This window comes from Microbacterium sp. MMO-20 (genome assembly GCF_037147735.1).
GTDB lineage: Bacteria > Actinomycetota > Actinomycetes > Actinomycetales > Microbacteriaceae > Microbacterium.
Genome location: NZ_JBBCUU010000004.1, coordinates 132,998 through 148,622, shown reverse-complemented (window position 1 = coordinate 148,622; position 15,625 = coordinate 132,998). Strand labels below are relative to the sequence as shown.

Here is a 15,625-nt window from a genome sequence, read left to right as displayed (position 1 = left end):
CGATGTCTGACCTGGACGATGTGCGTCGCGTCGCCGAGGCGCTGCTGTCGACGCACCTGGATGCCTCGTGGTCGTTCGCGTTCGACAACGCGAAGCGTCGCGCGGGGGCGTGCGACTACACCCGCAAGCGCATCACGGTGTCGCGCTACCTGGCCGCGCGCTACGACGACGAAACCAATCGGCAGACTCTGCTGCACGAAGTCGCGCACGCGCTCGCGGGGGCGCGCGCCGCGCACGGCGCGCACTGGAAGCGCACGGCGCGGACGCTCGGTTACACCGGCGGCACGACCCACCACGGTGAGACCGCCACGGAGCTCGCCCCGTGGGTGGGTGTCTGCCCGGCAGGGCATGTCGCGTACCGCCATCGCCGGGCGACACGCGCGACGTCGTGCGCACGATGCTCCCCCGCGTTCGACGACCGCTACCTGTTCGTCTGGACGCGACGCGAGATCACCCCGGCGACGCGCCTCGCCGCGATGACCCCTCGGGATCAGCCCGCGTAGGCGACGAACGCGCCGGCGCGGAGCACCGGGACCGAGGCCGAGACGTCCGCCGCCGCGGCGGCGAGCACCTCGTCGCGCGCTCCGCGCTCGATGAGCTGCTGCCCGGAGCCGCTCGCGGTGAGGAGGTGCCGTGCCGCGCCGCGGAGCCCGCGGAAGGCCTCGCACGCTGCCGCCGCCTCGGGCGAGGTGTGGTCGACCCCGAGAGCGCCGAGCGCATCGATGACGGCGCCCGCACCGAGCAGGTCCTCGACCGCGAACCGCAGTCGGGCTCCGGGCTCGCGCCCGGCGAGCTCTCCCGCAGCGATCACGGCGATACTCGTGCGCGCTCCACGGCGGGTCTGCTCGGCGAGGGCCGCGCGGGCGACGGCCGCAGCGTTCCGGAGAGCGCCCAGAAAGACGGTCGGCGCGGGATCGAGCTCTGCGGCTCGCGCCGCGACGGCGGCGCCGTTCAGCGAGACGGCGTGCGCGGTGGCATCCAGCGGCACCGTCTCGCCCGCGTCGACGCGGGCGACGACGTTCGTGCCGAACCGGAGGACGTCCACGACCACGACGACATCGGAGGGCGCGAGAGCGTCGAGGCCCGGAGCGCCCCACTCGAAGCGCACCTGGTAGCGGGACTGGTCGAACGGCGTGGTCACCCCTCCAGGCTAGAGCGCGGGCGATGCCAGACTGGGCGCATGCGCATCCTGCTGAAGCTCGTCCTCGACTGCGACGCGGATGCCGCGTGGCGCGCCCTCCACTCTCCCCGCGCGGTCGCCGATCTGTACGGCCCGTTCGTCGAACTCGTGCCGATGGATGCCGCGGGCCTGCCGAACCGGCTCGACCCCGGCGCCGACGTGCCGGTTCGGATGCGTGTGGCGGGAGCGCCGCTCGGCGACCAGCTGATCCACATCAGCGAGCGACACACGGAAGACGCTCACGGGCCGGTGCGGATCTTCCGCGACAGTGGCATCCCGCTCACCGGTCCGCTCGCGAGCCTCGACGTGTGGGATCACCAGATGGCGGTCTCGCCCGCTCCAGGCGACGCGTCGAAGACTCTCTGGCGCGACCGGCTCGTCATCGGTGGCGGCGCCGCACCCGCGCTGTGGCCCGTGCTCTGGGCGACGTGGCAGTGGCGCGGTGCCCGCCTGCGCGCGCTCGCTCCCACGTGGGCGCACGACCCCGAGACGGAGAACGCCCAGGGGGATGCCGCGGCCGAAGCCTGACCGCGGCATCCCCCGAGCGAGGCGCACCCGAAGCGCCTCGCCGTCCCGCCCGTCGCCCACCCGAGAGGGCCGGTGCGGGAGCCTCACCCGCGCACGCTCACCTCGCGCTCACTCCGCGAGCGCCTCGACCGCTGTGACGCGCGTCGCGAGTCGCGTGGGCACGACCGCGGCGACGAGCGTGAGCACCGCCGTCGCGACGACGACGACCGCGACCGGTCCCCACGGGATGCCGGGAGCGACGAATGTCGGCGCCGACGATGCCGGCGGCAGTGCGACCGAGCCGAGGAGCGACTGCGCGGCGACCCACCCGTACAGGACGCCGAGCACGAGGCCGAAGGCGAGCGATGTGATGGTGACGTGCACGGCCTCCAGCAGGACGACGCGTCGCACCTGCCCGGAGGTGAGCCCGAGCGCGCGGAGAAGTCCCAGCTCGCGGCGACGCTGCACGACGCCGATCGACAGAAGGTTGACGAGCCCGACCGCGGCGATCACCGCCGACACGGCGACGAGGCCCATCATGATCGCGGCGAAGGTGTCCATGATCTGGCTCAGCTGCGGGGGCACATCGCCACCGGCCGCGGTCGTCAGGAGCGTCTTGACCGACTCGTTCGCGACGGCGAACATCAGCACGAGGGTCACGCCCATGACGATGCCGATCGCCATCCGGCTGGCGCGCTCGGGATGGCGGAGGGCGTTCTCCGCCGCGAGCCGCGCCGTCGCCGACCGGCCGAACATACGGCCGGTGAGCCGCAGGAGGGGAGGCATGACGACGACCGCGCCGAGCGACAGGCCGGTGAACGACAGGATGCCGCCGAAGAACGCCACCACGACTCCGATCGGATCGAGGAGGCCGAGCGCGACGCCGCCGGCAAGCAGGGCGGCACCCGCGACGGACAACACGAGGGCCGTGATGCTGCGTCCCTTCGATCCCGTCACGTCTTCGCGCGTGCGCGGCGCGGCCCCCGCGATCGCCTCGAGCGGCGTGACGGACAGCACGCGCCGAGACCCGCTCCACGCGCCGGCCCAGGTCGTGAGGCACACGACCGCCGCCGGGAGGAGGAGAACCGGCTGAAGCACCTGATATCCGGTGGAGATGCCGAGCGCGGCATCCGCCCACCGCAGCAGCAGGGCCGCGGCCAGGATGCCGACGACGAGGCCGATGACGGCGCCGACCGCGCCGACCGCGGCGCCCTGCCGGGCGACCTCGTGGCGCTGCGATCGCGCCGACGCGCCGATGAGTCGCAGGAGCGCGATCTGGCGCGTGCGGCCGGCGACGATCGTCGCGAACGTGTTCGCCGTGACGATCGAGGCGACATAGACGGCGACCCCGATGAGCAGGAAGCTCAGGATGCCGATGACGATCGTGGCGGTCCGTCCGGCGAGCGCCGATTCGCCGCCCGCCCAGGCGGCGATGTAGCCGGTGGCGCTCAGGAGCAGCACTCCGAACGCGCTCGAGATGCCGGCGACGAGGACTGTCGCGCCCATCCCGCGCTCGCCCAGGCGAGCGAGGGCACCAGCGGCGGCACGTGGCATCCGGCCTGCGTCTGCGGCGCCGGGTGCGGCACCGGCGCGCTCGGCGCCGACGGCCGTCGCGGCGCTCATGCGGCGACCTCCGCGGCGAGCATGAACGCCGAGATCTGCTCCGCGCTCTGGCGCGGCTTGTCGGCGATGATGTGACCGTCGCCGAGGAACAGCACACGGTCGGCGTGCGATGCCGCGACCGGGTCGTGCGTCACCATCGCGATGGACTGCCCGTGCTCGCGACTCGCGGTTCGGAGCAGGGTCAGCACTTCGCGTCCGGCGCGCGAGTCGAGGTTGCCCGTGGGCTCGTCCGCGAAGACGAGGTCGGGCGCGGTCGCGAGGGCGCGAGCGATCGCGACACGCTGCTGCTGACCACCGGAGAGCTGGTGCGGGCGATGCCTGAGCCGCGCACCGAGGCCGAGGGTCTCGACGAGTCCGTCGATGCGGGCGCGTTCGAGGGCGCTCGGGCGCCGACCGTCGAGATCGAAGGGCAGCAGGATGTTGCCGAGCGCGTCGAGCGTCGGCACGAGATTGAACGCCTGGAAGACGAATCCGACACGGCGCCGGCGCAGGAGGGTCAGCTCGAGGTCGCCGAGGCCGGTGATCTCGGTGTCGCCGATCCAGGCGCGACCGCTCGTCGGGGCGTCGAGACCGGCCATGATGTGCATGAGCGTCGACTTGCCCGATCCCGAGGGCCCCATGATGGCGGTGAACTCTCCCCGGCGGATGCCGACGGTGACATCGTCGAGCGCGCGCACCCCCGACTCGCCCGCCCCGTAGGTCTTCGTGAGGTTCTGTACGCGGGCGGCGAGGCCCAGCTGCGTCGTCGTGATCTCCATGCTTCGACGCTACGGACGGGCCCACACGCGTCGCGTCGGCCTGGAGTCGCGGCGACGTACATCTCGAGGATGACACGCGCCGACTGGGCGGCGCTGCGGGGTCAGGCGAGGCCGTGCTCGAACGCGAAGACGACGAGCTGCACCCGGTCGCGCAGGCCCAGCTTGGCGAGGATGCGGCTGATGTGAGTCTTCACGGTCGCCTCGGAGAGGTACTCGCGCTGGGCGATCTCGGAGTTGGACAGCCCGCGCGCGGCGAGCGCGAAGATCTCGCGCTCACGCTCGGTGAGCTCTTCATAGGCGGGCGGCACGGGCGCCGCTTCGGGAGCCGCGAAGTGCGCGAACAGGTCCCTCGTCGCGGACGCCGCGATGACGGCGGAGCCGGCGTGTACCGACCGGATCGCGGCGAGGAGGAACTCCGGGTCGGCGTCTTTCAACAGGAATCCGCTCGCGCCCTGCCGGATCGCGCGCGCCGCCGCCTCATCGAGATCGAAGGTCGTCAGCATGACGACGCGCGGTGGCGCGCCCGCGAACGTCGCGTCGGCGAGGAGCTCCGCCGTCGCGGCGAGGCCGTCCATCACGGGCATGCGGATGTCCATCAGCACGACGTCGGGCCGCGTCGCGCGCACGACGCGCAGGCCCTCCGCCCCGTCGCCTGCTTCGCCGACGACCTCGAGATCGGGCTGCGAATCGATCACCATGCGGATGCCGGCGCGGAAGAGCGCCTGGTCATCGACCAGCACGACACGGATCGCCCCGGTCATGCGGCAGCCTGCCGAGGCAGCACGGCGCGCACGGCGAAGCGGCCGTGCTCTTCGGCTCCCGCGGACAACGTGCCGCCGACGAGCTGCGCGCGCTCACGCATGCCGATGAGGCCGTGTCCGCGCGCGGTATCGGCACCGGCCGATGAGGCGGGCGCGGACGTGTCTTTCGCGACGGTGTTCGCGACCTCGAACTCCACCCGATCATCGTGCCACGCCAGTCGCACGGCGACCGGCCCGCCGGCCCCGTGGCGCAGCGCGTTGGTGAGCGCCTCCTGGAGGATCCGGAAGACGGCGAGCTGCAGGGATGCCGCGACGTCGCCCCGCGGCGCAGGATCGACGTCGACCGACAGGTCGACGCCCGCCGCGCGCACGTGCGCGTAGATCTGCTCGAGATCGGCCAGCGTCGGCTGCGGGCCGTCGGCTTGCGTGTGCCGCAGCTGCGTCAGGAGCATGCGCACATCGGAGAGTGCCGCGCGCGCGGTGGTCGAGATGGTCGCGAGAGCCTCGGCCGCGGCCTGCGGATCGGATGCCGCGGCGTAGCGCGCACCGTCGGCCTGAGCGATCACGACCGCAAGGGAATGCGCGACGACATCGTGCATGTCGCGCGCGACACGCGTGCGCTGCGCTTCGGCGGCGGTTTCCGCCTCCGCGAGCTGCTGCGCGTGCCGGTTCTCCCGCGCGCGGATGCCGGTGCGCACGAGCGCGCCGATCGTCCACGCGAGCAGCAGCGCGAGCGCAGAGGCGACGAACGTCATGACCGCGGCGAACACGTACGAGCCGAGTTGAGCGACGTCGCCGGGGGCAGAGAATCGCACGAACGCCGGCACGATGAGGTATGCGCTGATCACCACCGCGCCGAGGATCGCGGAGGCGAAGCCGGTCCAGAACAGCCGACGGGTTCCGTAGGCCGCGGTGGTGTAGAGCACAGCGAAGATCGCGACGTTGGCGGGCATCGGCGGGAGGCCGAACGACATCTGCAGCAGCGCCCCGCCCCAGCAGATGGCGAGCGCGAGCGCGGGAGACCGTCGGCGCAGGGCGAGCGCGACCGAGAAGACGCCGATGAGCACGAGCGCGACGAGGAGAGCGATGTGCGTGTTGACGAACGCGGAGCCGAACGCCGACGACGAGCCCGGAACGAGCGTCGCGGCGAGCACGAAAACGGCGAACAGCGACGCGACGACGATGTCGACGGTCAACTGGGGGCGCGTGAGCGGGCGGAACACCCTTCGACGCTACGCGAGCTGTGTGCCTCCGGCATCCGTCCCGAGATGTATCCGCGGCGCTCAGCCGGTGACGGGCACGGCTCGCTCAGCCCGCGACGGGCAGGACGGGGCGATGCTCGTAGAACGACTGCAGAACGACGGTCGTGCGCGTGCGCACGTTCGCGGCGACGCGGATGTCGCGAACGAGGTCTTCCAGTGCGCGCGGGCTGGCGACGCGCACGAACAGCATGTAGGCGGCGTCACCCGCGATCGAGTGGCACGCTTCGATCGCGTCGAGGTGCTCGAGCAGCTCGGGGGCGTTGTCAGGCTGCGCGGGGTCGAGCGGCGTGATCTCGATGAAGGCCGCGAGCGGGCGCCCGGCCGCTTCGGCGTCGATCGTCGCGCGATAGCCCGTGATGACGCCGCGCGCCTCGAGTCGCTTCAGCCGAGCCTGCGCTGCGGACACCGACAGCCCCGTCGCCGCCGAGAGATCGGCGAGGGTCGCCCGCCCGTCGCGAGAGACGGCCGAGACGATCGCGAGGTCGACAGCGTCATCCATACATGAAACAATACCTGAGTTGAGATGCTCTCACCGGAAATATTCCTGAATCGAACGATCGGAGGTTCGCATGTCCCTTCTCACCCCCGCCGTGAAGACCGTCGTCGGAGAACCCGAGGTCGTCGAAGACGACCGAGCGAACACGCTTCTCGTCGAAGACGACCTCGCAAAGACGCCGCTCGTCGAGGACGGCCGTCCGATCGAGCAGCAGCCGGCGTGGCTCGCACTGAAGGACGCCGCCACCGCCCTCCAGCAGCTCCAGGCGCAGGACGGCTCCGTGCCCGAGACCGCCGACCACGCCGAGGCCCGCGTCCTCGCAGCGACGGTCGCCGCCGCGATCCGCACGCTCGCGCCGCTGTTCCCGCACGACGCCGCGTATCTCGCGGCATCCGTCGTCGATGTCGAGCGCTGGGCGGACGATGGCTTCGGCGTGCCCGACTTCCTGGACTCCCTCGTCGCCTTCCAGCCGCAGGAGCATCGCGTCGACGGCCTGCAGCACCTCGTCGTCTTCCCGATGTACACGCAGAACGGATCGCGCAGCCGCTTCGTCGAGGCTCTGCTGTGTGAGGTGATCTGGCCGGAATTCATCGCGGAGCTCGAGCAGACGTACACGAACCGGCTGTTCGTGAGCTTGCGCCTCATCGACTTCACGCCCGGCTACGACACCAACTCCGCCGTTCTCTTCCCGGAGACCGTCGCAATGCGCGAGGTTCCCACCTTCACGTGGGGGGCGATCTTCCAGGACCGCGAAGCAGCGCGCTTCCGTCGGGTCGTGGCCGCGGCATCGGACATCACGAAGCTCGATGTCCCCGAGGGTACGGCGCGCATGCTCGCCGACCAGCGACTCACGGAAGAGGTCTTCGTGACGTGGGACCTCATCCACGATCGGTCGCACATGCGCGGCGACCTGCCGTTCGACCCCTTCATGATCAAGCAGCGGATGCCGTTCTTCCTGTACTCGCTGGAAGAGCTGCGGTGCGACCTGACCGCCTTCCGCGAGTGCGTGAGCCTCGGCGAGGGCGACGGCGAGATCGCCGACCACGCCCGGCTCGTGCAGCAGGCGGTCATCTTCGACCGGATCTTCCGCTTCGCGATCACCGGCTCGCGCGTGCGCAACTACGACGGCCTCGGCGGGCAGCTCCTGTTCGCGTGGCTGCACCAGCGCGGCGTGCTGCACTGGACCGACACGCAGCTCGCGTTCGACTGGGACGAGGTGCCGGCGGCTGTCATCGCGCTGTCGGATGCCATCGACCGGCTCTACTGGGAGTCGATCGACCGACCGAAGGTCGCGCACTGGCTCGCCGCCTACGACCTGGTGCGCTCGGTCGTGACGCCGCACCCCGCGTCGGTGTGGGCGCGTGGCCTGCCGGAGGACGTGCTCGCGGGGGCTCCGAAGGGCTACACCGACGCGGTGCTCGACGACGAATTCCCCCTGTCGATGTTCTTCGAGGCGCTCGAGAAGAAGATGCGGGACGTCATCGCGTCGACCTCGGGCATCACGGGGCGCGATGCCTGACGGTGTGCGCGGGCGCACCGTGCTGATCGCGGGAGCGACGAGCACGAGCGGGCTCGCGGCGGCGCACGCGCTGACGGACGCCGGCGCGCTCGTCATCGCCGTGGGGCGGGATACCGCGAAGCTCGACGCGCTCGCGGCGGCGGTGCCGCCCGCGCGCACGGCCGAGTGCGACCTCGGGGCCGAGGCCGACGTGCGCGCCCTCGCCGACACGCTGCGCGCCGACGGCGTGCGCGTCGACGGCATCCTGCATCTCGTCGGCGGGTGGCGCGGCGGCGGCGGACTCGCGGGCCAGAGCGACGCGGATTACCGGGCGCTCGAGGTCGGCCTCACCGCTCTCCGGCACGTGACGAGAGCGTTCTGGGACGGCCTCCTCGCCTCCGATGCCGCGCGCTGCGCGATGGTCTCCTCGACGGCGGTTGCGCGCCCGCTCGCGGGCGGCGCGAACTACGCCGCGGTCAAAGCCGCCGAGGAGGCCTGGGCGCGCGCGATGGCGCAGGGGTTCGCGAAGAACGCGCGCGACGAGGCGCGGGAGGTGCGCGCGGCATCTGTGATCTTCCGCGTGCGTGCACTGGCGGGCCTCGAGACCGTGCTCGCGGAGCGATTCACCGGGCTGTGGGATGCCGAGGCCGCCGCGATCAACGACACCGTCGTCCAGATCGACGCCGCCTGACCGCGGGCGGGCTCACCCGAGTCCGGCGTCACCGGCGCGCGCCTGAGCGGCCGACGCGGGTCCGATCGCGGGCTCGCCGTCACCGTCAGTGTCACCTTCACCCGCGGGAACCTCCGTGTACTCACGCGAGAGGATGCGGTACGACCGCGTCGTGAACGCCAGGGCCGCGAGGACGACCATGACGAGCCCCGACACCAGGAACACGAGTGCGATCCCGCGACCCTGGCCTTCGCCGAGGAGCCACCCCCAGGCGCCGCGGCCCGCATCGGTCTCCATGTACGGGATCACCCAGAACTGGGCGATCGGCGCGATCAGGAAAGCCGTGATGGGTGCCGCGCCGGCCTCGAACGTCGCCGCCGCGCCGAACACGCGACCCTGCGTCTCGAAGGGCACGACCTTCTGGATGACGGTCTGCTCAGCCGACTCGATGATCGGGACGAGCGACATGTAGAGCCAGATGCCGAGGACGTACAGCCACCACCAGTCCCGGATCGTGAAGACGGCGCCGAGCACGCCCATCACGATGACGGCGAGGAGCATCGTGCGGATGGGGTTGCGCCCGAGGCCCCGCTTGGCGACGATCGCGCCCCCGATGATGAACCCCGTCGAAGTCACGCCGAGGACGATCCCCCACACTTTCACGTCGAACAGCGTGAGACCGTACGGGTCCATGAGCGCCATGTAGACGCCGCCCACGAGGTTGTTGAAGGTCGAGAACAGGATGAGCGCGAACAGTCCCGGGACGGCGCGGATCGCGGCCGCGGCGCCGCGGATGTCGATCGCCTTCGCTCCGGGCGTGCGTTCGGGCTCACCCTCGGGGATGCGCAGCGTCAGAAGGTGCACGAGCGCAGCCGCCGTGAGCACGACGGCGATGACGAGCGTCCACCCCATGCCGACGAGGCCGATCGCGAGACCCGAGAAGACGCTCGTCACGAGGAACGCGAGCCCCTGCACGGTGCCCACGAGACCGTTCGCGTTCGCGTGGCGCTCGGTCGGCACGAGCAGTGTGACGGTGGTCGACAGCGCGATGTTCCGGAGGTTCTCGACGACCGCGCCGGCGAGGATGACGGCGGAGAACAGCCAGAACCACGGCCCGCCCAGATCGAGGATCGCGCGCTGCGGCAGCAGCAGGAAGATGACCCCGGCGACGCCGAACAGGATCAGCGTGCACAGCGCCGACACGACCATCACCCGGTGCTTGCGATGTCGGTCGACGAACGTGCCGAACACCATGCCGAACAGCGCCAGCAGCAGCATGTAGGCACCGCCGATGATGCCCGTCGCGAGCACGGACCGCGTCTCGAGGTACACCCAGAACGTCAGCGCGAACCACAGGAAGCTGGTCGTGACGTTCGCGACGGCGGTGTTGACGAGCACACCGAGGAACGTGCGCATGCCGCCGGCGGGGGTGCGGGAGTCGCCCTGCGGTGCGGCCGGCACCGCGGCATCCATCGAGGTCATGCGGCGAGAGTAGCCGCCCCCTCCGACACGCGGGAAGACCCCCGGCCGTCAGTCGACGGGGCGGAACTGTCGCAGCACGCGCATTCCCGCCGGCACGAGGACGACGATCCCCGCGGCGCCGATCGCCGCGACGCCGATCGGCGTGCTGTGCAGGTCGCCCCCGAGACGTGCGACGGCGAGCCAGACGAGCCCCCAGCCGATCGCGAGACCCGGCGCGAGACTCCACCGCGACCAGGCGGCGAGGACGAGCGCGATCACGACGACGACGACGATCACGACGACGCCCACGACGTCCGCCGCATCTCCCCACGAGGCGGGCCCGGTCGCCGTCAGCGCTGCGGCGACGTTGGCGACGGTCGCAAGGGTCGCCCAGCCGAGGTGCAGCCCGGTCGCGCCATCGAGGAGCGCCGTCGCGACGATGCGGTCCTGCGGCTGGCGGGTGCGGACGATCTGCACGTACGCGACGCAGAGCGCCGCGACGAGGAGGGCGAGCACGACGACGGTCGCCCACACACCGCCGTCGCCCGCGAACTGGACCGTGACGAGCCACCCGCCGTTGAGCACCATCGTGAGTGCGATCCACCACCCCACGACACGCTGGCGCGCGTTCTGGCGCTGCGACGGCAGCGCCTGCCACACGGTGTAGCCGAGGAGTCCGAGGTAGATGAGACTCCAGATGCTGAACGCGGACGTCGCGGGGGTCAGGTATGACGCGTCGGGGTCGAAGGCTCCGCCCACGGCATCCTGGATCGGCGTACCGCCGAACGCGCCGATCCCGACCGCGTCACCGATGATCATGAACGAGAACGCGCTGATCACGACGATCTGCCGCACGAGGTCGCGAGGCGTCGCGGATGCCGAGGATGATGCCGCTGCAGTGGCCATGTCGCGAGCCTAGGCGCCCGCGGGAATCTAGGCTGGAGCGGTGACAACGCTCCACGATCGTGATATCCGAGGCTTCGCCAGCGACAACTACTCCGGGGTGCACCCCGAGATCCTGCAGGCGATCGCCGCCGCCAACGACGGCCACCAGATCGCCTACGGCGAGGATGCCTACACCGCGCGTCTGCAGGAGGTGTTCGCCCGCCACTTCGGCGAGGGCGTGCAGGCCTTCCCCGTCTTCAACGGGACGGGCGCCAACGTCACGGGGCTCCAGTCGATGCTGCCCCGGTGGGGCGCCGTCATCGCGGCATCCACCGCCCACATCAACGTCGACGAGGGCGGGGCCCCCGAACGCGTCGCGGGCATCAAGATCCTCAACGTGCCGACCGACGACGGCAAGCTCACCCCCGAGCTCGTCGACCGCGAGGCGTGGGGCTGGGGCGACGAGCACCGCGCTCAGCCGCTCGTCGTGTCGATCACGCAGTCGACCGAGCTCGGCACTCTCTACACGCCCGAGGAGATCCGTGCCCTCGCCGACCACGCGCACGCGCGCGGCATGCGCCTGCACCTCGACGGCGCGCGCCTGTCGAACGCCGCCGCCGCCCTCGACCTGCCGCTGCGGGCCTTCACGACGGATGCCGGCGTCGACGTCCTGAGCTTCGGCGGCACGAAGAACGGGGCTCTCGGCGGCGAGGCGGTCGTCGTGCTCGACCCCGCGGCATCCGAGGGACTGCTGTTCCTGCGGAAGCTCAACATGCAGCTCGCATCGAAGATGCGGTTCATCTCGGCTCAGCTGATCGCACTGCTGGACGGCGACCTGTACCTGCGGAACGCCCGCCACGCCAACGCGATGGCGGCCCGACTGCGCGCGGGGGTCGAAGCCGGCCTTCGCGACGGATCGATCTCCGGCGTCGGTTTCAGCCAGCCGACGCAGTCGAACGGCGTCTTCGCGACACTGCCCGACGGCGTCGCCGACGAGCTGCGCACGGCGTTCCGCTTCTACGACTGGGACGCCGCGAAGAACGAGGTGCGGTGGATGTGCTCGTTCGACACCACCGAAGAGGACGTGGATGCCTTCGTCGCGGAACTCGCGCGTCTGACCTGAGCCGCGCCGACGCGCTCAGCCCTCGGCGGTCTCGTCGAAGCCCGAGTCGAGCACGACGGGAGCGGACAGCTCGGCGGATGCCGCGCTCCCGGCGTCCGCCGCGGCGCCGGCACCCTCGGTGCGCATGAGCTCCTTGACTTCGGACATGAAGCTCGTGAGCTGCTGCTGCTGCCAGCGCAGCGCCCGCGTACGATCCTCGGCGTCGCGCAGCACCGACTGCGAGTGCTGCGTGACGGTGTCGATGATCTTCTGCGCCTTGATGCTCGCGCGGTCGAGGGTCTCGCGCGCACGGAGCTTCGCATCGGCGTCGATCTGCTGCGCCTGAGCGCGCATGAGCTTGTCGAAGTCCTCCGCCTTCGCGCTGATGCGCTGCGCGTGCTCGACCGAGGCGGCGACCTGGTCGTTCGCGTCCTGGGTGATCCGTTCGGCATGGGCGACGGCCTGGTTGTGCAGCATGAGGAACTCCTGCTGCGCATCGTCCTGACGTCGCGTCAGCGACTCCTCGAACTCGAGCGCGCGCATGCGCTGCTCACGGACGGCCTCCTCGGCCTCGGCCCGAGCCTGCTCGCTCTCGCGGGCGACGAGGGCGCGAAGGGCCGCCGCGCCCTTCTCCGCCTCCGTGCGGATCGCCGCGGCTTCCTGATCGGCCTGCGCGACCTTCTCGGCGGCGTGCGCGGCCTCCCGCTCGAGCTGAGCGGCGTGCGCGGTGAGCTCGGTGTCGATGCGCAGTCGCGCCTGCGCGGCATCCGTATCGGCCTGCTGACGCACCGCGTCGGCATCGGCCTGAGCACTCGCGCGCTGCGCGGCGATTTCGTCGCGCGCCGCCTCCATGAGCCGGTCGGCCTGGACGCTCGCGTTCTTGATGATGACGGATGCCTGCTCCTCGGCGACGCGCAGGACCTCTTCGAACCGCTCGCGACCCTTGGACGATTCGCCCTCCGCATTCACGAGTTCGTCGGTGAGCGTCTGGACCTTGTCTTCGGCGTTCGCGGCGCGCGCCTGCTCGACGGCGAGGTCGGCTTCGAGCCCCGAAAGGCGACGCTCGAGGTCGCGGATGGTCGCGGCGTGCTCGTCGATCGTCGCTTCCGCGCGACGCGCGTCGTCCTTCGCCCGCGCGAGCTGCTCCGCGTGGGCGCCGCGCTGTGCGGTGAGCGCGGCGATGGCGGCATCCACCTCGGCTTTGTCGTAGCCGCGGAACGTCGTGGTGAACTCGCCGCCGGACGTCGTGGATGCCGCCGAGGCTGCGGACGGGCCTTCGCCGGACGCGGAGGCGCCGGCCATCAGCTCGTCGAAAGGCGACGTGAGGGCGTCGTCGTGGCGGTCGGGCGCGTCGGACACAGGGGACTCCGCTTCGAGGGGGCGACGAGTGTCGCCGGGCGAGGGTGCGACCTCGGGTGGGTCGACACGAGAATCGTACCCCCGCACCCCGCGTGCCCCGCCAGGCGTCAGGAGCCCGAAAGCCACTCCCGATACGCCTCGAAGCCGTACGGACGTCCGAGGAAGGACTCGACGAGGTCGGCGGCGTCGCGGCTGCCGCCGGGCTCGAGGATCTCGCGCCGGTAGCGCGTCGCGACATCCGCGTTCATGAGGTCGCCGCCGAAGGCCGAGAGCAGGTCACGAGCGATCACGAGGCTCCACTGATACGTGTAGTAGCAGGAGCCGTAACCGGTCAGGTGACCGAACCCGGCGTACGAGTGCAGGCCGCGCAGGGGCCCCACGGGGCTCGTGACGTCGTACCAGTGCTCGCTCGCGGCCTGCAGATCCGCGGGCCGGTCGACGTGAAGGTGATAGGAAACGTTCGCGTGCCCGAGCTGGCGGCGCACCTCGAGCGCACGCCCGAAGCCGTCGGCGACCGCCATCTTCGCGACGAGGTCGGCGGGGATGGGATCCCCGTCGGGCCCCGCCGTGAAGGATGCCAAGACCCCGGCATCCCACGCCCACTCCTCCAGCAGTTGGCTGGGCGCCTCGACGAAGTCCCACTCGGTCGCGACACCCGTGAACCGGGCGAACCGCTGTGCGCCGCCGAGGATGGCGTGCACCAGGTGTCCGAACTCGTGGAAGAACGTGACGACCTCGTCGTGCGTCATGTAGCCGCGGGCGAAGTTGCACAGGAGCACCGACTCGGGCAGCACCCGCCCTGTGATCCCCGGCGCCAGGCCGAAGCAGGCGGCGTGCGTGTACTTGCCCTCGCGCGGGTGCAGGTCGAGGTGGATGCGTCCGAGCCGCTCCGCCCCGTCGCCCGAGCCGCGCACGACGTCGTAGGAGTGGACGTCGGGATGCCACGTGGCGACCTCGACCGGAACATACTCGACGTCGAGCAGCCGCCCCGTGGTCTCGAGCAGCCCCGGCAGCACGCGGTCGAACGTGAAATACGAGCGCACGAGCTGTGCGTCGACGTCGTGGCGCTCCTTGCGCAGCGTGCTGAGCAGGTGGAAGAAGTCGGCGATCGTCACCTCGGTCGCGTCGGGGTCGTCGTGCCGCAGGCGCTCGAGCAGCAGCGGGTACTCGGCCTCGGCGGCGGCGATCGACGCCTCGTCGACACGAGCGAGGAAATCGGCGATCGCGCCGCCCGACCCGATCATGCGGGGCTCGGTCTCGTAGTCGGCCCAGTCGCCGTAGCCGAGGAGCGCCGCGCGCTCGGCGCGGACGGCGAGGAGCTCGGCCAGCACGGCGTCGTTCTCGGGCCAGGCGAGGTCGTTGTACGCGGCGACGAGCGCCGTGCGCGTCGCGCGATCGGTCGCGTACTCGCGCACCGGCATGAGGTCGGGGTAGTCGGTCGTGAGGACGACGAGGCCGTCATCGCCCGGCGCGTGCTCGTCGATGAAGTCCTGCGGCAGCCCGGCGAGCGCCTCGGGCGCGACCCGGATCTCGCGGCGCCCGTCGCGGATGTTGCGCGAGAACTCGAGGCTCAGCTCGGTGTCGCGGTCGGTGAGTTCGCGCACGCGTTCGCGCTCGGCATCCGGCAGGTCGACGCCACCGCGCCGGAAGTCGCGGAGCACCTGGCTGAGCAGGCGCCGCGCCCCATCGTCGAGGCCGGCCGTCACCGCCGCCTCCTCGGCCGCGGCGACCGCCGCGAACAGCTCCCGCCGCTGCAGGCGCTCCGCGCCGAGCGCTTCGAGGCGCTGCACCTCGGCCTCCGCGGCCGCGCGGACGTCCTCGTCGGGGTGCGACTCGCTGAGGAGGTAGACCTCGCTCGTCGCCCGGTGCAGCGCGATATCGGCGTCGTTCCAGAGATCGACGACCTCGGCGGCATCCACCGCCTCCGCCTCGGCGATCGCCGCGAGCCGCGCGTCGACATCGGCGATGAGAGCGACGGCGGCGGCAGGCCGCTCGGTGACGAACGCGAGCCAGCCGTCGTGGTCGGTCGGGAAGACGAGGGGGTCGGGTGTGCTCATGTCCCG

General features: G+C 71.5%; 15 protein-coding genes. 5 read left to right on the top strand and 10 right to left on the bottom strand.

Annotation, left to right across the window (positions count from 1 at the left end; all coding sequences use genetic code 11):
• The first annotated feature begins 2 nt into the window (after window positions 1–2).
• On the top strand, window positions 3–503 hold the full coding sequence (locus WFI52_RS07760; protein ID WP_336626638.1) for a SprT-like domain-containing protein: 501 nt from the start codon (window positions 3–5) through the stop codon (window positions 501–503).
• Here WFI52_RS07760 and WFI52_RS07755 read toward each other — a convergent pair.
• Entirely contained in the window at window positions 491–1,141 is a 651-nt protein-coding gene (locus WFI52_RS07755) for a 2-phosphosulfolactate phosphatase (RefSeq protein ID WP_336626637.1), read from the bottom strand. The two genes, WFI52_RS07760 and WFI52_RS07755, sit on opposite strands and share 13 nt — an antisense overlap.
• A 39-nt stretch (window positions 1,142–1,180) precedes the next feature.
• Between WFI52_RS07755 and WFI52_RS07750 the strand changes: the two genes are divergently transcribed.
• Complete coding sequence (locus WFI52_RS07750; RefSeq protein WP_336626636.1) at window positions 1,181–1,708, top strand: hypothetical protein; 528 nt, start codon at window positions 1,181–1,183, stop codon at window positions 1,706–1,708.
• 108 nt (window positions 1,709–1,816) lie between these two features.
• Here the strand turns inward: WFI52_RS07750 and WFI52_RS07745 are convergent, their stop codons facing one another.
• The 5 genes from WFI52_RS07745 to WFI52_RS07725 all read right to left on the bottom strand — a co-directional run bounded on the left by WFI52_RS07745 (window position 1,817) and on the right by WFI52_RS07725 (window position 6,590).
• A complete protein-coding gene (locus WFI52_RS07745; RefSeq protein ID WP_442927720.1) occupies window positions 1,817–3,310 on the bottom strand; it encodes an FtsX-like permease family protein in 1,494 nt (497 codons plus the stop codon).
• Window positions 3,307–4,068 carry an ABC transporter ATP-binding protein gene (locus WFI52_RS07740; RefSeq protein WP_336626635.1) on the bottom strand — a complete coding sequence of 254 codons (762 nt, stop codon included), beginning with the start codon at window positions 4,066–4,068 and terminating at the stop codon, window positions 3,307–3,309. Before WFI52_RS07740 ends, WFI52_RS07745 begins: the two co-directional genes overlap by 4 nt.
• A 101-nt stretch (window positions 4,069–4,169) precedes the next feature.
• Complete coding sequence (locus WFI52_RS07735; RefSeq protein ID WP_336626634.1) at window positions 4,170–4,829, bottom strand: response regulator transcription factor; 660 nt, start codon at window positions 4,827–4,829, stop codon at window positions 4,170–4,172.
• Window positions 4,826–6,052 (bottom strand): sensor histidine kinase, encoded by a 1,227-nt coding sequence (locus WFI52_RS07730; protein WP_336626633.1) that lies wholly within the window; start codon window positions 6,050–6,052, stop codon window positions 4,826–4,828. The genes WFI52_RS07735 and WFI52_RS07730 overlap by 4 nt, the downstream gene beginning before the upstream one ends.
• Before the next feature lie 85 nt (window positions 6,053–6,137).
• Window positions 6,138–6,590, bottom strand: a complete 453-nt coding sequence (locus WFI52_RS07725) for an Lrp/AsnC family transcriptional regulator (protein ID WP_336626632.1) — start codon at window positions 6,588–6,590, stop codon at window positions 6,138–6,140.
• Window positions 6,591–6,660: 70 nt separating this feature from the next.
• Between WFI52_RS07725 and WFI52_RS07720 the strand changes: the two genes are divergently transcribed.
• Window positions 6,661–8,106 (top strand): DUF6421 family protein, encoded by a 1,446-nt coding sequence (locus WFI52_RS07720; RefSeq protein ID WP_336626631.1) that lies wholly within the window; start codon window positions 6,661–6,663, stop codon window positions 8,104–8,106.
• Window positions 8,099–8,776 carry an SDR family oxidoreductase gene (locus WFI52_RS07715; RefSeq protein ID WP_336626630.1) on the top strand — a complete coding sequence of 226 codons (678 nt, stop codon included), beginning with the start codon at window positions 8,099–8,101 and terminating at the stop codon, window positions 8,774–8,776. The genes WFI52_RS07720 and WFI52_RS07715 overlap by 8 nt, the downstream gene beginning before the upstream one ends.
• A 12-nt stretch (window positions 8,777–8,788) precedes the next feature.
• On the opposite strand, the gene WFI52_RS07710 is transcribed toward WFI52_RS07715, so the two are convergent.
• Together WFI52_RS07710 and WFI52_RS07705 are read right to left on the bottom strand one after the other, a co-directional pair.
• Complete coding sequence (locus tag WFI52_RS07710) at window positions 8,789–10,171, bottom strand: MFS transporter (protein ID WP_336626698.1); 1,383 nt, start codon at window positions 10,169–10,171, stop codon at window positions 8,789–8,791.
• Window positions 10,172–10,285: 114 nt separating this feature from the next.
• Window positions 10,286–11,122: a tryptophan-rich sensory protein gene (locus WFI52_RS07705; RefSeq protein WP_336626629.1), complete on the bottom strand. Its 837-nt coding sequence runs from the start codon at window positions 11,120–11,122 to the stop codon at window positions 10,286–10,288.
• A gap of 40 nt (window positions 11,123–11,162) precedes the next feature.
• Between WFI52_RS07705 and WFI52_RS07700 the strand changes: the two genes are divergently transcribed.
• Window positions 11,163–12,224 (top strand): threonine aldolase family protein, encoded by a 1,062-nt coding sequence (locus WFI52_RS07700; RefSeq protein ID WP_336626628.1) that lies wholly within the window; start codon window positions 11,163–11,165, stop codon window positions 12,222–12,224.
• Between the two features lie 15 nt (window positions 12,225–12,239).
• Here WFI52_RS07700 and WFI52_RS07695 read toward each other — a convergent pair whose 3' ends face one another.
• Together WFI52_RS07695 and WFI52_RS07690 are read right to left on the bottom strand one after the other, a co-directional pair.
• Entirely contained in the window at window positions 12,240–13,562 is a 1,323-nt protein-coding gene (locus WFI52_RS07695; RefSeq protein ID WP_336626627.1) for a DivIVA domain-containing protein, read from the bottom strand.
• Window positions 13,563–13,669: 107 nt separating this feature from the next.
• Window positions 13,670–15,619: a M3 family metallopeptidase gene (locus WFI52_RS07690; protein WP_336626626.1), complete on the bottom strand. Its 1,950-nt coding sequence runs from the start codon at window positions 15,617–15,619 to the stop codon at window positions 13,670–13,672.
• Window positions 15,620–15,625: the final 6 nt, after the last annotated feature.